This window comes from Copranaerobaculum intestinale (genome assembly GCF_009831105.1).
Taxonomy (GTDB): Bacteria; Bacillota_I; Bacilli_A; order Erysipelotrichales; family Erysipelotrichaceae; genus Copranaerobaculum; species Copranaerobaculum intestinale.
Genome location: NZ_WUUQ01000002.1, coordinates 238115 through 256140, shown reverse-complemented (window position 1 = coordinate 256140; position 18026 = coordinate 238115). Strand labels below are relative to the sequence as shown.

At 41.8% G+C, this 18026-nt stretch carries 15 protein-coding genes; 2 read left to right on the top strand and 13 right to left on the bottom strand.

The genetic code is table 11. The features are described from left to right. Nucleotides 1-18: 18 nt before the first annotated feature. Both GSF08_RS06050 and GSF08_RS06045 read right to left on the bottom strand, forming a co-directional pair. Nucleotides 19-303, bottom strand: a complete 285-nt coding sequence (locus GSF08_RS06050; protein ID WP_160624939.1) for a hypothetical protein — start codon at nt 301-303, stop codon at nt 19-21. 304 nt (nt 304-607) lie between these two features. Continuing rightward, the gene (locus GSF08_RS06045) at nt 608-1996 is read right to left on the bottom strand and encodes a DUF2779 domain-containing protein (protein WP_249805934.1); all 1389 of its coding nucleotides are present in this window, start codon (nt 1994-1996) and stop codon (nt 608-610) included. Between the two features lie 404 nt (nt 1997-2400). Here GSF08_RS06045 and GSF08_RS06040 point away from each other — a divergent pair, with 404 nt between their 5' ends. Beyond that, on the top strand, nt 2401-2982 hold the full coding sequence (locus GSF08_RS06040; RefSeq protein WP_160624937.1) for an HD domain-containing protein: 582 nt from the start codon (nt 2401-2403) through the stop codon (nt 2980-2982). Between the two features lie 154 nt (nt 2983-3136). Here the strand turns inward: GSF08_RS06040 and GSF08_RS06035 are convergent, their stop codons facing one another. The 3 genes from GSF08_RS06035 to GSF08_RS06025 form a co-directional block, all read right to left on the bottom strand. Next, on the bottom strand, nt 3137-5428 hold the full coding sequence (locus GSF08_RS06035; RefSeq protein ID WP_160624936.1) for an ABC transporter ATP-binding protein/permease: 2292 nt from the start codon (nt 5426-5428) through the stop codon (nt 3137-3139). Between the two features lie 130 nt (nt 5429-5558). Further along, complete coding sequence (feoB, locus tag GSF08_RS06030; RefSeq protein ID WP_160624935.1) at nt 5559-7679, bottom strand: ferrous iron transport protein B; 2121 nt, start codon at nt 7677-7679, stop codon at nt 5559-5561. 345 nt (nt 7680-8024) lie between these two features. After that, nucleotides 8025-9134, bottom strand: coding sequence for a KamA family radical SAM protein (locus GSF08_RS06025; protein ID WP_160624934.1), 1110 nt, complete (start codon nt 9132-9134; stop codon nt 8025-8027). A 135-nt stretch (nt 9135-9269) separates the two neighbouring features. Between GSF08_RS06025 and GSF08_RS06020 the strand changes: the two genes are divergently transcribed. Then, on the top strand, nt 9270-11351 hold the full coding sequence (locus GSF08_RS06020) for an EAL domain-containing protein (protein WP_160624933.1): 2082 nt from the start codon (nt 9270-9272) through the stop codon (nt 11349-11351). Nucleotides 11352-11425: 74 nt separating this feature from the next. On the opposite strand, the gene GSF08_RS06015 is transcribed toward GSF08_RS06020, so the two are convergent. From GSF08_RS06015 to GSF08_RS05980, 8 genes are all read right to left on the bottom strand, one after another. Further along, nucleotides 11426-11890: a DEAD/DEAH box helicase family protein gene (locus GSF08_RS06015; protein WP_160624932.1), complete on the bottom strand. Its 465-nt coding sequence runs from the start codon at nt 11888-11890 to the stop codon at nt 11426-11428. Further along, nucleotides 11890-12462: a DUF2087 domain-containing protein gene (locus tag GSF08_RS06010; RefSeq protein ID WP_249805933.1), complete on the bottom strand. Its 573-nt coding sequence runs from the start codon at nt 12460-12462 to the stop codon at nt 11890-11892. The genes GSF08_RS06015 and GSF08_RS06010 overlap by 1 nt, the downstream gene beginning before the upstream one ends. Further along, the gene (locus GSF08_RS06005; protein WP_160624931.1) at nt 12452-12817 is read right to left on the bottom strand and encodes a hypothetical protein; all 366 of its coding nucleotides are present in this window, start codon (nt 12815-12817) and stop codon (nt 12452-12454) included. Before GSF08_RS06005 ends, GSF08_RS06010 begins: the two co-directional genes overlap by 11 nt. Beyond that, nucleotides 12811-13821: an aminopeptidase gene (locus GSF08_RS06000; protein ID WP_160624930.1), complete on the bottom strand. Its 1011-nt coding sequence runs from the start codon at nt 13819-13821 to the stop codon at nt 12811-12813. The genes GSF08_RS06005 and GSF08_RS06000 overlap by 7 nt, the downstream gene beginning before the upstream one ends. 139 nt (nt 13822-13960) lie before the next feature. Further along, nucleotides 13961-14866 carry a UDP-N-acetylmuramate dehydrogenase gene (gene murB / locus GSF08_RS05995; RefSeq protein ID WP_160624929.1) on the bottom strand — a complete coding sequence of 302 codons (906 nt, stop codon included), beginning with the start codon at nt 14864-14866 and terminating at the stop codon, nt 13961-13963. Between the two features lie 125 nt (nt 14867-14991). Then, nucleotides 14992-16407, bottom strand: coding sequence for an MATE family efflux transporter (locus tag GSF08_RS05990; RefSeq protein WP_160624928.1), 1416 nt, complete (start codon nt 16405-16407; stop codon nt 14992-14994). Further along, complete coding sequence (locus GSF08_RS05985; RefSeq protein WP_249805932.1) at nt 16404-16859, bottom strand: MarR family winged helix-turn-helix transcriptional regulator; 456 nt, start codon at nt 16857-16859, stop codon at nt 16404-16406. Before GSF08_RS05985 ends, GSF08_RS05990 begins: the two co-directional genes overlap by 4 nt. A gap of 122 nt (nt 16860-16981) precedes the next feature. Beyond that, nucleotides 16982-18025 (bottom strand): ribonucleotide-diphosphate reductase subunit beta, encoded by a 1044-nt coding sequence (locus GSF08_RS05980; protein ID WP_160624927.1) that lies wholly within the window; start codon nt 18023-18025, stop codon nt 16982-16984. Nucleotide 18026 lies beyond the last annotated feature (1 nt).

Here is an 18026-nt window from a genome sequence, read left to right as displayed (position 1 = left end):
TTTCTGTAAAATAGTTTATTACTTTGTGCTTGTTAGCAATGTTAATGACTTTCTTAATTTTGCCCTGCTGCGCTCATTCATTGTACGATACTGCAATAGCAAATCACGTTCCTGAGGCGTCAGTCTAATATCTGACGTGTAAATTTGTAATATCTGTAAATATACGTCCACAATATTATTATCTTCCAGCCATCGATCTAAAAGCTCTAAATCATCTTTGTGATGATACCCGGTAATATTGATAATTTCCTGATAAATATCGGCATACATTTTACGCAATCTTTCATCATTCTCAATACGCATAATTTCACCCGCTGATAAAAAAAGCACCATGGTGGACATGGCGTTTGAAACAGAAAAATCACAGTTCTTTCGCTTCTTTAAATCTCCCTCAGAAGTATACCGTATCAACTGTTTCGGCCCCCACCATTTTGTTTTATCAGTTTCTTCCTTTCCCTGCCATCATTATAAACAACCCATGAGGCAGGTGCAATCATCTTTCATAACGGGATTTTTCTATTTTTTATATATAGGAAAAATTTTCAAATATTCCTTTTTATGTGTATTTTCACCATACGATTTTACAGTAAAAAATTGCAAAATATAACTAAGATGATGAATATAAATTCTTACTTTTTTCATTTAATAGATCTAAGATACCGTGATAGACAAGCACCATTGCATATGTATCCATCGCACAATATTCAAACAGATGCTGCTCTATTTCCTTACTTTGCTCATCATCGCTATGTGCCAGCATACGCCAGTTTTTTACGGCATCCATACCATATGAAATATCCAGATCGCTATAACGATAATCACTGAAAATCGTAACCAATTTTTTCAGTGAGTACATCCCCGCCATCTCTTTTAGATAGACATTGCCGGTACTGAATGGCAAAGATAGATCGATCATGCGATCGCATACCGCTACTAACTGTTCACGATACTGTGGGAACTGCTCGCTAAGCTGCATGAGGCGCAGCTTCTCTGCACCTTCCATATTGAATACCATAATTGTGCCGGTTTCCGGAATGTTTGCAAGCAAATGCTGTATGAATGCTTCACGGCAGTCCTGCTTACCTAAAAACTGTTTATGCTCCAGCTCAGCACCATGTTCCTTTTCTATGTGCAATGAATATTGAAAGGTCAGCACATCATAAGGCTTCATGCCGTCGTAAGGCGGATAAACATATGTTTCCCATTCAAAATCCAAATAGGAAATTGGATATTGAATATTGTCATGCACCCACGAATACATAGCAAAGGTATCAAAGTAAATACCGTCGAAACATTTCGCGGCCATGATCTGCGCATACTGATGACGTGTACCTTCTAACTTGGCTAGATCGACATCACGCATATCCTGAATACCTGCTTCCTGCATTTCCAGCTTTCCAGCGGACTGTACCAGATTCAATACAGAGGTGGGACTTGGAGTTTCAAAGCACTTTTCAAAATAAGGACATTTTAATCCTCTTGTGCACATTGTTGTCCGCTTGCTTTCAACATGTTCAACCTGTTGAACTTCACGCATTCTCACAAGCACCTCATCCAGATTTCGTGAACAAGTATCAACTAATTCTTCAATTTTCTGATGCGCTTTATTTTTATGATTGAATAAATAGGTATCGATTATCAGCAGTTCATGAACGTCCAAGTCCCCCTGACGAACATATTGCGCATTCAAATGAATCGCATAAATATGATGAACCGGTATTTGCAGCTGTTTTAACACATACATATGGTCGGCGATTGACTGCGCTTCCCCTTCTTTTGGATAACAACTGGTATAAGTAAAATAAACGTCGAAGCTGTGGTCATCCTGTTTTATCAAAAACGGTATCTTAATACGCAAATCCTGATATACAAAACGGGCATTTACAAGGCAGGAATACTCTGAAATTGCTTGTAATGCTTTTTCTCCTTCATCATTGGCTTGTCCTTCAAAATACGGTTCATTAATCGAAAGCAGCTTTTTACAAAGCTCTGTCATATTCTCATTATGATACACGAAAGGTGAATACTTTACTGGCTGGTGAGTATAAAGCCAAAAATATTTTTCACACCGTTCGAATTTTTTAATATCAGAAATATGATACATAAAATCACCTCAATGGTAAAATTATATCATAATCTATAAGAATAAAAACATAATCTAAATCGTTTCTAAGTATGGAAGGAAATAATAGACCATTCAAATGATTCTATAATTAATTATTTCCATAAACTTCAGATAGGTTTTGATAAATTATTTTACATTTCGTTTATCCGTTTTTCATTCCCTGTATTTTCATCCGTTCCCTCAATTTATAATAATTAATTTTGTCTGATTCTATTTCCGTACGTGGACGCAGGTAATCTTTTTCGTGTATAATGGAATCACAGAGAGGTAAGCTTATGGAAAATAACAAAGAACGTTTTATTGCCTTATTTCAGGAACACATCAAGCGAGAGGGCGCAGACAGGCTGCTTGCATATATGTGCAGTGATCAATGTGATTTCTTTACCGCTCCGGCAAGCACTCGCTTTCATGGCTCCTATTCTGGAGGACTGCTTGAACACAGCTTGAATGTGTATGACTGCCTGGTTGATTATCTGTCCAGAGAACGCACGAAATCAACTTACAACATGAATTATAACGATGAAACAGTAGCTATAGTAGCTCTGCTCCATGATATTTGTAAAACCAATGTGTATAAAGAAAGCACTCGTAATCAGAAGATAAACGGAGAATGGAAGCAGGTTCCGTATTATGAGTTTGACGATCAGCTTCCCTATGGTCATGGCGAAAAATCAGTCTATATCATAACCGGATTTATGAAGCTTACTAGGGAGGAAGCATTCGCAATTCGTTATCACATGGGTTTTTCTGGGCCGGAAGATCAACGCAGCATCGGCTACACATTTGAGAATTATCCCATTGCCTTTGCATTGAGTACAGCCGATATGGAAGCTACTTATTTTCTTGAAGGTAAATAACTAAAACAGATTATGATAAAACGCATCTCATTGCAAGGACTGTCACTTTCATGAGGCAGTCCTTTTACTTATCAAGTATCACAATATTCTTCCATTATCATTCACAAATTATGAAAATCTACATATATAAAAAAAGCTGATCACTCAGCATTTTTTATTCGCTTCTCAGTGCTTCCACAGCATCCTTTTTCGATGCCATACGGGCTGGTATATGACCGCCAAGCATAGTTAATACTGTACTGATAACTATTAGCAAAACGGCATGTATCGGCTGCAGCTGGGCGACATTTTTAAGTTCCGTAGCCGCATAGATAATCGAATTGATCGGGAATGTCAAGAAATAGGCAATGGCAATCCCCAAGCATCCGGAAAAAATACCTAATAGACAGGTTTCCGCATCAAACACACGTGTAATATCCTTTTTACGAGCGCCGAGGGCACGCAGCACACCAATTTCCTTGGTTCGCTCCAATACTGACGTGTACGTAATAATTGCAATCATAATCAGAGATACAATCAGTGAGGTCGCCGCAAAAGCAACCAATACCATCGTTATACCATCGATAATTCCACCGCTTAAAGAAGTAATCGTATCTGCCATGTCAGTATAGATAACCTGATCTTCCTTTGACTTGCCTTTATTGAAAGCATCCAGATATTTCAATACATCATCCTTTGCATTAAAGCTGCGCGGATAAATGGTAATCACATATGGAGTTTCATCTCCGCCCAGGTAAGAAATCATCTGAGTTTTGGTATCCGCATCCAGCGGTTCCATGGTTAATACATTGCGATCAGATGTTTGCTGCGCCTTTAAAATGGCAGAATCTTTATCTGCATCAATGACATATTGGACGAGATCATCACGATAAGCGATACCGGCATTTAGCTCCGACATGACAACATCTTTTTTCTGACGAAATACCCCGACGATCCGTACACTTAATGATTTCTCATTATCATACATCTGCTGATAGTTCTGATTAAACGTAAAAGTACCCATTGGTGTGGATTGATAAAATAAATCATTAGGTACAACTTTCAGTTCCTTGCCAACCAATTCATGAAAATCAATTGATTTGGCATCTTTATCAAGCCCCAGCGCTTCCAGCAGTTGCGTACTGATACGATTCTTTTTATCCACGACTAGAATTAAATCCTGTTTGTCCTTCGGATAACTTCCCTGAAGCAAATCAAAATTTTGTTTAAGATAACTTTTGTTCGTTTGTCCTTTAGCTTTTAATGAAGTCGGATACGAGCTGAAATTCAGTGCTTTGCTGTCTACTCGAGTAATCCCTTTATCCTGTTTAGACAGAAGGTTCATTCCGACCACCCTAGTATACCCAATACTGCCGACAGTCTGCGGATCGACTTTTTTGATATACTCCATATAGTCTTCCGTGAAAATATTTGTATGCATCATCGAATCATTTTGCGGATCATAAGGAATAGCCGTTTTGGCTTTAGGATAATCCTTATATTTTTTACTTTGAGCAACCATCTGTTCAGGATTTACCGACGCGCTCTGCTTAGATATGATAATCGGGAAATTGGTGAGGCTCTCACGCTGAAATTTATCAATCTGTATCTGAAAGCCATTGGATAAAGATAAAATCAAAGCAATTCCGATAATACCGATACTGGAAGCAAAGGCAGTCAGCGCCGTTCTTCCTTTTTTCGTACGGATGTTATTGAAAGAAAGACGCAGTGCTGTGAAGAAATTCATACTGGTCTTTTTCAATTTAAAATGATCGTCCTGCTTTTCTTCCTCATAGGGATTGGTATCCGATACAACCCTGCCATCCGCAAAGCGAACGATACGGTCTGCATAATTTTCGGCCAATTCAGGATTATGAGTGACCATGATCACCAATTTATCCTTGGCAACCTCCTTGATCAGATCCATGATCTGAACACTGGTGGTCGTATCCAGAGCACCGGTCGGTTCATCGGCTAAAATAATATCCGGATCATTTGCCAGAGCCCGAGCAATCGCAACCCGCTGCATCTGACCGCCTGATAACTGATTCGGTTTTTTATGAATATGATCTTCCAGTCCTACTTTTGTCAGCGCTTCTACCGCACGGCGATGCTTTTCATCCCGTGATACACCGCTTAGCGTCATGCCCAGCTCAACATTTTCAACAATACCAAGATGGGTAATCAGATTATAGCTTTGAAAAATAAAGCCGATGCTGTTATTTCGATATGCATCCCAATCCCGATCTTTAAAATCAACCGTATGTTTTCCGTTGATAACAAGATCACCGCTGTCATAACGATCCAATCCACCGATAACATTCAGGCAGGTGGTCTTACCCGACCCGCTGACTCCTAATATCGCTACGAATTCTTTCTGGCGAAAAGACAGCGAAATATCGTCCAGCGCTTTGGTTTCGGTATCTCCGACATGATAAGTCTTTTTTATATGTTTTAGTTCCAGCATAATATTTGAAAGTTCCTTCCTTCTTAATTATTGCCTATGTTACTCTTTTTATAATTGAAATGCAATGAATTTATTCACTTCTTTTTAAAGTGTGTTAGTATGTAAAAAAGATACTGTCAGACAGTATCTTTTAGAAGAGTGCTACCAGCAGATGACATGCAGATGATACGATGATACATAAGACGATTCCCATTACCGTCGGAAGCAGAAAGGAAAGCGCTGTCCATTTCCAGGACTTGGTTTCTTTACGAATGGTCAGCAGTGTTGTCGCACATGGAAAATGGACAAGTGAAAACAGCATCGTACATACGGCGGTTATCCAAGTCCAGCCGTTGTTCAGCAGCAGTTCTTTCAGTGCTGAAAGATTCTGCATATCCATCATATAGCCGCTTGCCATATAGGACATGATAATGATCGGAACAACGATTTCATTGGCTGGGAAGCCTAATATAAAGGCTAACAGAATCACTCCGTCGAGACCCATCAAATGACCCAGCGGATCAAGAAAGGCAGAAATATGTGCCAATAAAGTTATGCCGTCAACCTGAATATTTGCCAGCAGCCAGATAATCGCGCCGGCCGGAATCGCAACGCTGACTGCGCGGCCTAATACAAAGAGCGTACGATCAAAAATAGAACGAACAATTACTTTGCCGAATTGCGGTTTGCGATAAGGCGGCAATTCCAGGGTAAAAGAGGACGGCACGCCTTTCAGAATCGTTTTTGACAAAAAGGATGATGTCCAAAAGGTTAGCAAAATGCCGAATAAGATTACTCCGGTCAATAAAAGTGTAGACATAAGCCCATTCCACGGTGCAGCCAGCATCCCGGAAAAAAACATCGTTATGATTGCGATCAAAGTAGGAAAGCGGCCGTTGCATGGTACAAAGTTATTCGTTAATAAAGCAATCAGCCGTTCACGGGGACTATCAATGATCCTACACCCGCTGACCCCAACCGCATTACATCCAAACCCCATACACATCGTAAGCGCTTGTTTCCCGCAGGCACATGCTTTTTGGAAATAACCATCCAGATTAAAAGCGATTCGCGGCAGATAGCCTAGGTCTTCCAGGATCGTAAACATCGGGAAGAAGATGGCCATCGGCGGAAGCATGACCGAGACGACCCAAGCTAGGGTTTTATACACACCGTCAATCAGCAGTCCCTGCCAAAATACCGGCATGGAGATCGACGAAGCCAGCTGATTCAGCCAAGCTTCAAGATTTCCGAACATATCACTCAGCATCTGTGACGGTACATTGGCTCCTTCGATCGTGATCCAGAATATTACAGCCAATAATGCCAGCATAATCAGCACCCCGCTGCGGCGGCTGGTTACGATCCGATCTATTTTCATATTTCTTTGATAGTAGTCGGCATTGTTGAATATAATACAATCTTCACTGATCCTTTTAGCTTTTGAATTGATCGCATGAACGATCATTTCCTCATAACGCTGATCAATTCCCATATGTGCCAATTTCTCATGACATTGCGTAACGACTGCTCTTACATTCTCCGCCTTTTTTCCCATTTGCTGATAGAACGCTTCAGCATCCACCTGATGATCCAGGAGCTTCAATGCATAAAATCTGCGATTGAACGGCATATCTCCCATTGCGTCAATAATTTCCTGCGCCATGTACTCAATGCGCATATCATAGCGTACCGGTACAAGCTCCTCCTGAAATTTCTTTTTTGCAGTCCGCTGAATTGCCGCTTTCAGATCATCGAATCCAACATTGTTGCGGGCACTCATTGTCACTACATCACAGCCTAACTGCTTCTGTAACTGCTCCTGATCAATCTGGATGCCCTTTTTCTGCGCTTCATCGTGCAGATTCAAAACCACAACGACCTTATTGGTAATCTCCAGTGTCTGTAAGACCAAATTGAGATTTCGTTCTAAACAAGTACTGTCACAGATAACCGTGCACACATCGCATTCCTCAAAGCAGATAAAATTCCTTGTTACTTCTTCTTCACTGGAATGTGCCAGCAGCGAATAGGTGCCAGGCAAATCTACCATTTCATGCCGCAAATGGTTGTACTCATACGTACCCGTTGCCAGCTCGACCGTTTTACCCGGCCAGTTACCGGTATGCTGCTTCATACCGGTAAGCGCGTTGAACACCGTACTCTTACCCACATTTGGATTTCCGACCAATGCTATGACCGGTCCCTTTCGGGGCAGCGTCATTTCTGCATTTATCTCATCATTCACTTCTATCATTTTCGAAAAAAGCATAATCATCCCCCTATAATCTGGGATTTTGGTCTGTCCATCATCCCTACTATTATCATACACATCCCCTAATGCTTTGTGATAATAACCCTGTATGCAGTTGCCTATACAAAAAAACAACAACTGAAAAAACGATATGCGAGAAGCGGCTTAATATCATAGACAGAATCAATCAGGCTTGCTGAAAGCATCTATTTCTCTATGATCATACGGTATACACTATACACACTTATCAATAACTGTCTGTGATCTTGGTTTATGCATGCGATGTTATTTTACAGAAATTACCTGTATAGAAAAGCTTTTATAAACAAAGGCATAAAAAAAGCAGACTGGATATCAGTCCGCTTATCGCTTTACATCCTCATCCTCAAGCCATGCCTGACCTTCTCGTAATGCAACCGTGAAGATTCTGCTTTCATCCTCTTTGTATTTTGCCTGATTGTATTTCATCAGCATATTGCCGTCAGGAAGCTTGCCGAGAATTTCAATCTTGCCGGTTTCGTGAGACATGCAGTATTTGAAGCATTTGCCCTGTCCATTTTGCAGATTCTTAGCACCTTCGATAATCTCATAAGCCTCGGCAATCGGAACCTGGAACTGTACCTTAACCCCGGTTACCGGACGGCACTGGAAGATGTAATAAGGAATGATACCGACTTTGGTAAGTCCCTTTAACAGAGCGGCCAATACGTTTTGATCATCATTGATGCCCTTTAACAAAACCGTCTGATTTTTGACCGGAATACCGATATGTATCAGCATCTGTACGGCCTTAATTGCTTCCGGTGTCAATTCACGCACATGGTTGAAATGCGTTACTACGTAAATTTGTTTGATTTTATTATATTTTTCCAGCAAGCTCAGCAGCTCTGGATCTTCGCTAATACGCTGCGGCAGAAATACCGGAGTACGCGTACCGAAACGAATTAAATCGAGATGATCGATTGCGGAAAAAGCTTTCAGATAGCGTTCAATCGTCTCATTGCTGTTCATAAAAGAATCACCGCCGGAAATCAAAACATTGGTAATTTCTTCATGATCTCTTACATAATCCGCCATAACATCAAATGTTTTCATAATTTCCTGATCGCTCAAGCCTACTAAGCGCTTACGGAAACAATGGCGGCAGTAACTTGCACACTGATTGGTTGATAAAATCAGCGCCGTCTGCTGATATTTGTGCTGAAGTCCCGGCATTTTGGTATTGCTGGCTTCACCGCTGGTGTCAAACACACCGCTCAGGTCGGTTTCCGATAACGAAGGAATACATAATTTACGGATTGGATCATCCGGATCACTTGGATCAATTAAGGATAAATAATACTGAGAGACTGACATTGGAAAATGTTCCAGTATCCTGTCTAATTTTTCTACCTCTTCATCACTCAGATGAAGAAGCTCTTTTACATCTTCTGCTTTCGTAGCATTGTGAGTAAGCATCTCCTGCCATGTCATAAGAACTCCTCCTTTTATTCAACAATGTTATTATAACACTTTCATGACTGAAACGATACGACATCACCTTATGAAAAATCAGTTAATTTATCCTTTTTCAAGGACCGTGAATCGTATATAATAAATACATGAGGGGTGAATGAGACAATGACCGTTTTTCTGCGCAAAACATTTCAAAAGATCGAACAAAATGTAATCATTCGGGCAATCCAAAACGGTGTTGCCTTGGCCATTCCGGCTATCTTATGCGGATCGACGGCACTGCTGCTTTTAAGTCTGCCGATTCCCGGATACCAGACTCTGTTACATTCTGCCGGCTGGAAGCCTTATCTCGAGCTGTTGACGATCATACATGGCTGTACCTTAGATGTTATCACGCTGATTCTGCTCATTACCATCAGTATCAGTTTTGAGAAATATTTAAAACTCAATACAGGCGGCATGCTTGTGTTTGTCAATCTAAGTGCCTACCTGATTTTTTGTTGGAACGCTGCCAAAAGCTTTGACTTTACATTGTTCCAAAGTACGATGTTGTTTAACGCATTATTGGTTGTATGTGTATCATCCATGCTGTATCATACTTTAAATTTGTGGATGCAAAAAGTTTTCAAGCATCAATCAGCGAATGAAAGTACCTTCTTCCATGCCATGTATGCCATTATCCCCATAGCGGTCATACTCTTATTGTTCAGTTTTCTGCATCTGCTGATGAGCGCGTTTGGCATCAATGATTTGCAGTCACTGATCAGTGATGCTATGCTTACTATCTTCACTGCCTTGGGAACTACGTTGTTCAGCGGTGTGATCTTTATCTTTCTGCTTCATCTCATGTGGTTCTTCGGTATTCATGGGGGGAATGTTCTTGATAATGTGGCAAGAAATTATTTTGCCCTGCAATCAGGACAGATCATGTCCAAGACCTTTCTCGATACCTTTGTATTATTCGGCGGATGCGGTGCCTTACTGTGTTTGATTGCCGCGATCATGATTGCGGATAAACGCAAGGTATTCAAACGGTTTGTCGGTTTTTCAACCTTGCCGGCTGTCTTTAATATGAATGAATTGCTGATTTTCGGTATTCCAATCGTCTTAAATCCTGTTTATTTGGTTCCGTTTATTCTGACCCCTATCGTTTTAACCGTCATTAGCTATGGAGCAATGTTTTTCCATATTGTCCCCATTCCGATTCATGGAGTGGAATGGACTTCACCGATTTTTATCAGCGGATATGCGGCGACCGGCTCAATTTCCGGAAGCATTTTACAGCTTGTCAATCTAATCGTCGGTATGCTCATTTATCTGCCGTTTGTACGCTTCAATATGCGAAGGATCAATCAAACTAAGAAAATGCAGGTTAAAAAATTAGAAGAATTGGTAATTCTGCATGAAGAAGACGGCACTTCACCGAAGCTTATGCAGCTGGAAGGAGAAGCCGGTGAAATGGCGCGTTTTCTGTTAGGTGAAATCGTACATCAACTGCATAAAGGAGAAATCAACATTCATTATCAGCCTCAGGTTAACCAGAAGGGAAAAGCATTAGGTGCAGAAGCATTGCTTCGATGCTTTGTGGAATCCATCGGTTATTTGTATCCGCCGCTGGTCATCGCCCTGCTAAAAGAAAACGGGTATCTGGAGCTGCTGCGGGATCTATTGATCCATCAGGTATTTTGCGATTTAAAAATTCTCCAGGATCAGGGTTATCAGCATTTCATACTTTCTTTGAATTTAACGGCAGAACAATTGGTTAACCCTAAGCTGATATCAAAAATACAGCAAGAAATCGACCAGACCGGAATCAACAGCTCGATGATCGGCTTGGAATTGACCGAACAAGCAGCTATGGAAATCACGCAGAAAAATATCGCGCAGATCATGAGACTTCGCAAACTCGGCGTACGGATTATTATGGATGATTTCGGCATGGGACATAGTTCCATGATGTACTTACTGAATAATCAGTTTGACTGTGTCAAGCTGGATGGCTCCTTGATTAAACAGCTTCGTGACAGCAAGCGCTCTGCTAAGATCATTGAATCGATCATGCAGCTTTCACAATCATTGCACTTCGATGTAGTCGCAGAATATGTAGAGGATCAAAGTCAACAGCAGCAGCTAGCAGATATGGGATGCCATATCTATCAGGGCTGGCTTTACAGCAAGGCTCTTTCCTTCACCGATCTGCAAGCTTACCTGCACGAACATAATGCAGAACCATAAAACATAAAATAAATGCTAAATGAATCATCAAGCAGAAACTTTTAAAGATACAATTCAATCCAAAAAAATCAGACCTAAGTCTGATTTTTTTCTATTCGCTGCAATTGTTCGAGAATATCTGACATGGCTGTTTCAAAATCATCCTGATCCGTATTTACTCTGCAGTCATACTGTTCTCTTTCAAACATGCCGTATTTGCGTTCCAGCATCTGCTCCACCGGTTTAGGAAGGTTTCCTCCCATTCGCTTCGCAAATCGGTCTTTTATCGTTTCCAAACTCGCCGTTACCAAAATTCGCAGCGCTTGATCAGGTACAAGCGATAGCTGCGTTTTCTCCGTAATCACATAAAAAAGATGCTGATTACTCTGAGATGCCGATTCCGCTTTCTTTTTAAAAACTGCTTCAGCACTTCGCTCATCCTTCGCAAGCCGCAAATAATCTTTACCGGTCATTACCTCGGCATCGATCCGTTTTGCGAGCGTCTTTGCCAGCGTGGACTTCCCGGTACAGCTGTCTCCCATAATACATACAAACATCATCAGTTCTCCTTTTCATATTTACACGGTCTTTGATACCCTTCCTGATCACGCTTCAACAGCCCTGCTTCAACCATATCGCGGCGCAGTGTACAAAAATCATCATGGTAATCCGCAAGCATGATATTGACTTCACGTTCTGTATAAATTTGATTTACTTTAAAGCTTTTTACGATTTCCTCCAAAACGATCCGTTTTTTCTTTCGCTGGGTCGGAAGACTTTTCAGCTTGCCATATTCAAAAAAGGAAGCAATGATTTTTTCCCGATAATCATGATCTCGCTGTGCCTGCAAATCTGCTTCATCCGATTGTATCTGAATAAAATCTAAAATATTTTTCATAAAGATTTCCCGATGAAGAGAATAAAAAGTATAGTACTGTTCTTTATAAGAGGACACCGCTCCCGCATCCGCAAGCTTTTTCAAATGAAATGAAATCGTCGGCGGAGTTACATTTAACCGCTGTGCCAAACGCTCCACATCCATGTCTTCATTCGCAAGTGATCGTAAAATCTGCAGTCTTGTCTTATCCGCAAGACATTTAAACAGCTGTACGGTTTCTCGTTCATTCATCATGTTCACCCCAATACCGTATAAATGTTTCCCGTATCTGTTTCGCGGTTTCGATTTTTATGGATTCGTATAACATCTTTACCGCATCATCGTGCTGCTTTGCGATCTGGTATGATTGGCGCCAATGATTGGGTATTTGCTGAAGCTGATCTAACATAAATGTCTGCTGGGACATGCGGTCATCCTGCTTCAACGAAGCTTCATAAACAGTTTGAAATAAGGTCAAGACACTGCCTGCGATTTTTTCAAGGTTGGCTTCATCTGCTCTGCCATCCTCATAACATAATGTACTCTGTTTTTTCTTCTCCTCTATCTGTTTGATAAAATAGTTTATGATCGATGCTTCTGCTTTTACCATATGCAATCACCATTTTCATTTATTAAGCTGCCGCGGCCCACCAGATCAATGTGCACAGAGGCATGATTTTGACCGCCAAACATGTCATTCATACCGATCGCAATATGGAAGGTATCCGCCATCTTCTCATCAAGTACGGTATATCCGCACAATGATGTGATATTAGGATTCATTCCCAAGCCCAGTTCACAGACAACTCGGTCAGCCGGATCCAAACGATTTATAAACTGATTTACCTCTGTCTGATCAGCACCCATAAAACATCCCTTTTCTACTTCTATGGTAACCTGTGTAAAATGACCGAGATCTTCTATAAACAAGTCGTCATAATAGACCGTTCCGTATGTTTGATCCTCAAGCGGCGCAATAAAGACCTCACCGCAGGGCATATCACCATCGCCGGCATCCGTTATCCATTGGCGTCCGGTCAACGTAAAATGCAGTTTAGCGTGGTCACCGGTGCATAAGGTCAGATGTGACTGCTTTGCTAACTGATCGATCTGATTTTGACATGCAATTTTTAAATCATCGTAAGAAATTGCATACGCCAGTTCCATTCGCTGCATAAAATCGTTCGGCTCCAGGCCGGATTCCTGGGCATTTTCAAGAGTAGGTATCCGAATCTGTGTCACTCGCTTGCTTTTCATGAAAGCCGGAAAAAGCTGAGACATGTAGCGGCGATAAAGCTTCATTTGTGAGTCACCGATATCCGCATTCAGTACCACCGGACGATAGGTAAAAATATCGATAACGGCATCAAAATGTGAAAGCATGTCAAAATAACGATCGTCAAAACAATGCTCATCAACATTTAAAAACAGTTCTCGATTTAATTTCCGTGACTGCTGTAACAAAACCGGGGTCGCATGCAGGGCAGTAACTGCACACATAAACTGATCTGCAAGCTCCTTGTTTTCATTTTCTCCCCAATAATGAATGAATACCATTTCGCCTTCCTTAACACCGCTTGCCTTTACGATGTCCACAATCGTTTGCTTATCCATATATAATCCTCCTGTACATAAGTACGTTAAAATAATTATATATTTATAAATACAGATGTCAATATTTAATTAGATATTTATTTAATTAAATATCAAAAAAAAGCAGATCATACAATCTGCCTTTTTCTGTAGATTCACATCAGGGAATCATTTTTACTTCACATTCCAAATGGTAGCCAGTCTGTTGATACACTTCTTCCTGAACATAATGAATCAGCTGCTTAAAGTCATGACTGGTTGCCTGATTCATATTGATCAAAAACCCGGCATGCTTATCTGAAACCATCGCATCTCCAATACGGTATCCTTTTAAACCGCACTGTTCTATTAATGCTGAAGCATAATTCCCCTGCGGCCGCTTAAAGGTACTTCCGGCACTGGCATATTCTAACGGCTGCTTCTGCCGCCGTTTTTCCATCAGTTCCTCCATTTTCGCAGCAATTTTCTTTTTGTCATCCGGATACAGCTGAAATAATGCATCCGCCACACAAACCTCGCGGTCGGTAAACAGACTTTGACGATAGCTGAACTGCAGATCAGATACATGTTTTACATGCCATTCTCCATGCTCATCCAGAAAGCGGCAGGATAACAGAATGTCCTTTATTTCACCACCGTAAGCTCCCGCATTCATATAGACGGCTCCGCCAACCGTTGCCGGAATTCCATATGCAAATTCCATGCCGCCTAAGGATTCATCCCGCGCAAATAAACAAACATCCCTCAGACTGGCTCCCGCCTGGGCATAAATAACGTTGCCTTCCCTGCGTTCAATGCTATGAAAAAAAGGCGGCGTTACGATCAGCACCCCATCATAGCCGCAATCATCCGCCAGTATATTAGACCCGTTTCCGATCATGCATACCGGCAGCTGAAGGCGCTTTGCCTCCTGAAATGCCAAATGCAGCTGTTCATCATTGCTTGGTTTCACGACCAGGGCTGCCGGTCCGCCGATCTTTAAGCTGGTATATGCCGCAATTCGCTCATTTTGCTTCCATGCTATTTGAAGATGTGACAGCACATCGATGTATTTCTGTATGTTCATAAGATCCCTCGCATTTTCATACTCTATTATATTCATTTTTGCCCAATTGGAAACCGGTATGCCTGAAGGATAAAAAAAGCACGGTTTTCCCGTGCAATACTTTTTTTGACAATGATCAGCAAGATTTAAGCAGGCTGAGTTTCACGCTGACCCTCTTCCTTGTCGTCATTCTCTTTGATCCAGCGATTCAACCGTTTCATTTCATGAATGATAAACGCCAATACAATCAACCCGGAACTGATATCCGCAATCGGACCGGCATATAAAACACCATCCAATCCAAATTTCGTCGGCAGGATCAGAATCAGCGGAATTAACAGGATCAGCTGCCGCATCATGGATAAGATCGAAGCCTTTGCCGGCTGACCGGTTGCCTGAAAATAATTGGTCGAAACAATTTGGAATCCCGCAAAGAATACTCCCAGCATAAACAGCCGCATACATTTCTGCGCAAACGCAAAGAAATTAGCATCATTAGAACCGAAGATCGATAATAATACATCCGGAATCAGCATACACAGCAGCCAGCCGATCGTCGCAACAATGGTAGCCATTGTCACTGCCTTGATATATGTTTCCTTGATGCGATGCGGATTATTGGCACCTCGATTGAAGCCCAGGATCGGCTGGGATCCGATTCCGATACCAATACAGATCGAGGTAAGAATCATACTGACTTTCATAACGATGCCCATCGCGCTCAGCGCTACATCACCGCCAACCGTTGTCTGATCACCATAGTAAACCAGAGAATTGTTCATGACGATCTGCAGTATTGTTGCGGCCAGCTGCGTAATACAGCTGGATACTCCAAGAATAACTGCCTTGCGGGCGATATTGAAATGAATATGTAATGCATTGATACGAATCCGCATATTTGATTTACGGAAAAAATAATGCGTCAAGATCACTGCGGAAATAATCTGTGAGGTAATCGTCGCAACGGCTGCCCCAAACACGCCCCAGTGGAAGACAAAGATATAAACCGGATCCAGGATCGTATTCAGAATGCATCCGGCCAGCACACTGTACATCGCAAGCTTAGGACTGCCGTCGGTCCTGGCCATATTGGACATACCGATACCAATCAAATTAAACGGCACACCGATCAGGATCACGGAGGTATAGTCTCGCGCGTATCCCATCACGTTTGAAGTAGCACCGAACAGCTTCAGGATCGGATCTAAAAAAAGTAATCCGCCGATGGCCATGATAATGCCCACTCCAACCAGCAGGATAAAAACTGTTGTCACCGTATGCTCTGCTTCCTTCACATGTTTTTCACCAAGCTTGATAGCCGCATAAGCACTGCCTCCGGCCCCAAGCAATGTACCCACTGATAAAACAATGGTTACAATCGGATACGCTACCGTCGTAGCGGCATTTCCCAAATATCCGACACCCCAGCCGATAAAGATTTGATCCACGATGTTGTAGATGGAATTTACCAGCATCGAGATCACCGCCGGCAGGGCAAACATCCGCATCAGTTTGCCTACCGGATAATAGCCCAGTATATTTTTGGTGCTTGCTTCGCTCATTCTTTATCCCTCTTTCTATCTTTCATAACCGCCTTGGAAGCATTGATTGCCAGCTGATCAGTCAGCTGAATCAGTGATTCCTGCTGCTTCTCATCCAAACCATCGGTAATGATAGCATTCCAGTCCTCCAGCGATTGTTCAATAACTGGAATCAAACGTTCTGCCTTTTCTGTTATGTAAAGCTGATGATAGCGTTTATCCCGCGTATCGATCACGCGCTGAATAAAGCCTTCCTCTTCCAGCTTGCGCACCGCTCGGGTCGTCGTTCCCTTATCATAGCAGCCGTGCTGCGCCAACTCATAGAGACTGATCCCCGGATTCTTGCCGATCGTAAGCAAAAAAAATTGCTGACCGCTGCCGATCTGATAAGGCTCCAGATCCCGATCAAAATACATATGTCCCAGCCGATACAGGATGGATATTGTTCGGTTTACCCGCATTTTTTCTTCCATATTTGTACTCCTATTCAATAGTTGCATAGGCAACCTTTATTAGGATACCACCAACTAGTTGCATAGGCAAGCAATTTGTAAAAAATCATGAAAAAACCCGCTTTTTTCAGCGGGTCAAACACTTACAAATCATCCACCAATGCGGTTGATTTGGCATATGCGCTGGAACGTGCTTCAAAGAAATCAGTTTTGATCAAATTGGCATTGCTGTAAACCGATACCCATTCCATCGTCGAAGGTTCTTTTTCGTATCCTTCATACAAAACACCCAGTCCGATCGAGGTACTGCGCAGATTGCCCAAATACTTGATATAGTCTGATACCATCTGCATCGTCAGCCCTTCAATATCATTGCCGATGATGTATTCTCCCCAAGCGATTTCCTGACGCACTCCCTCTTTCAGCATCTCACGATAAATATCCATTTTTTCTAAAGTGAATAAATCCGGTTCTTCCTTTTGAAGCTCCAGGATGATCGAACGGAAAAGCCACAAATGCGTATTCTCATCACGGTTGATATAGCGGATTTCCTGCACCGATCCCGGCATTTTTCCCATACGGCCCAGATTGTAGAAAAACATAAATCCGGAATAGAAATAGATGCCCTCTAAAATAAAATTGGCAATGGCCGTCTTTACCAGCTGGAAACCATCCTGGTGAAGCTGAAATTCATTATACAGATTGCCGATGAATTCATTACGCTCCAACAAATGCTTGTCATCCTTCCATTGATACAGGATTTTTGTGCGTTCATCCGGTGAACAGATGCTGTCCAGCATATAAGAATAGCTCTGAGAATGAACCGCTTCCTGAAAGGTTTGAATATTTAAGCACAGATTTACCTCATTAGCAGTGATATATTCTCCAATGCTAGGCAAATTCGCCGTCTGAATGCTGTCCAGAAAAATCAGAAAGGATAACGTTTTGTCATATGCTGTTCGTTCGGCCAAGGACAGCTGACGATAATCTTTGATGTCCTGACCCAAATTGATCTCTTCCGGAATCCAGAAATTGTTCATGGCCTGCCGGTACCAATCGGATGCCCACGCATATTTCATATTATTGAAATCATTTAGATTGGTCGTATTGCCATTGATCATTCTGCGTTTGGTTACTTCTATATCACCGGCCGCATTAAACAGGGCCTTTCGTTTTAATTCGCTCATA

Bases quoted from the DNA above. Each gene is read 5' to 3' on its own strand.
- GSF08_RS06050 (WP_160624939.1), bottom strand. From the start codon at position 303: ATGCGTATTGAGAATGATGAAAGATTGCGTAAAATGTATGCCGATATT.
- GSF08_RS06045 (WP_249805934.1), bottom strand. From the start codon at position 1,996: ATGACAGAGCTTTGTAAAAAGCTGCTTTCGATTAATGAACCGTATTTT.
- GSF08_RS06040 (WP_160624937.1), top strand. From the start codon at position 2,401: ATGGAAAATAACAAAGAACGTTTTATTGCCTTATTTCAGGAACACATC.
- GSF08_RS06035 (WP_160624936.1), bottom strand. From the start codon at position 5,428: ATGCTGGAACTAAAACATATAAAAAAGACTTATCATGTCGGAGATACC.
- feoB (WP_160624935.1), bottom strand. From the start codon at position 7,679: ATGCTTTTTTCGAAAATGATAGAAGTGAATGATGAGATAAATGCAGAA.
- GSF08_RS06025 (WP_160624934.1), bottom strand. From the start codon at position 9,134: ATGACATGGCAGGAGATGCTTACTCACAATGCTACGAAAGCAGAAGAT.
- GSF08_RS06015 (WP_160624932.1), bottom strand. From the start codon at position 11,890: ATGATGTTTGTATGTATTATGGGAGACAGCTGTACCGGGAAGTCCACG.
- GSF08_RS06010 (WP_249805933.1), bottom strand. From the start codon at position 12,462: ATGATGAATGAACGAGAAACCGTACAGCTGTTTAAATGTCTTGCGGAT.
- GSF08_RS06005 (WP_160624931.1), bottom strand. From the start codon at position 12,817: ATGGTAAAAGCAGAAGCATCGATCATAAACTATTTTATCAAACAGATA.
- GSF08_RS06000 (WP_160624930.1), bottom strand. From the start codon at position 13,821: ATGGATAAGCAAACGATTGTGGACATCGTAAAGGCAAGCGGTGTTAAG.
- murB (WP_160624929.1), bottom strand. From the start codon at position 14,866: ATGAACATACAGAAATACATCGATGTGCTGTCACATCTTCAAATAGCA.
- GSF08_RS05990 (WP_160624928.1), bottom strand. From the start codon at position 16,407: ATGAGCGAAGCAAGCACCAAAAATATACTGGGCTATTATCCGGTAGGC.
- GSF08_RS05985 (WP_249805932.1), bottom strand. From the start codon at position 16,859: ATGGAAGAAAAAATGCGGGTAAACCGAACAATATCCATCCTGTATCGG.
- GSF08_RS05980 (WP_160624927.1), bottom strand. From the start codon at position 18,025: ATGAGCGAATTAAAACGAAAGGCCCTGTTTAATGCGGCCGGTGATATA.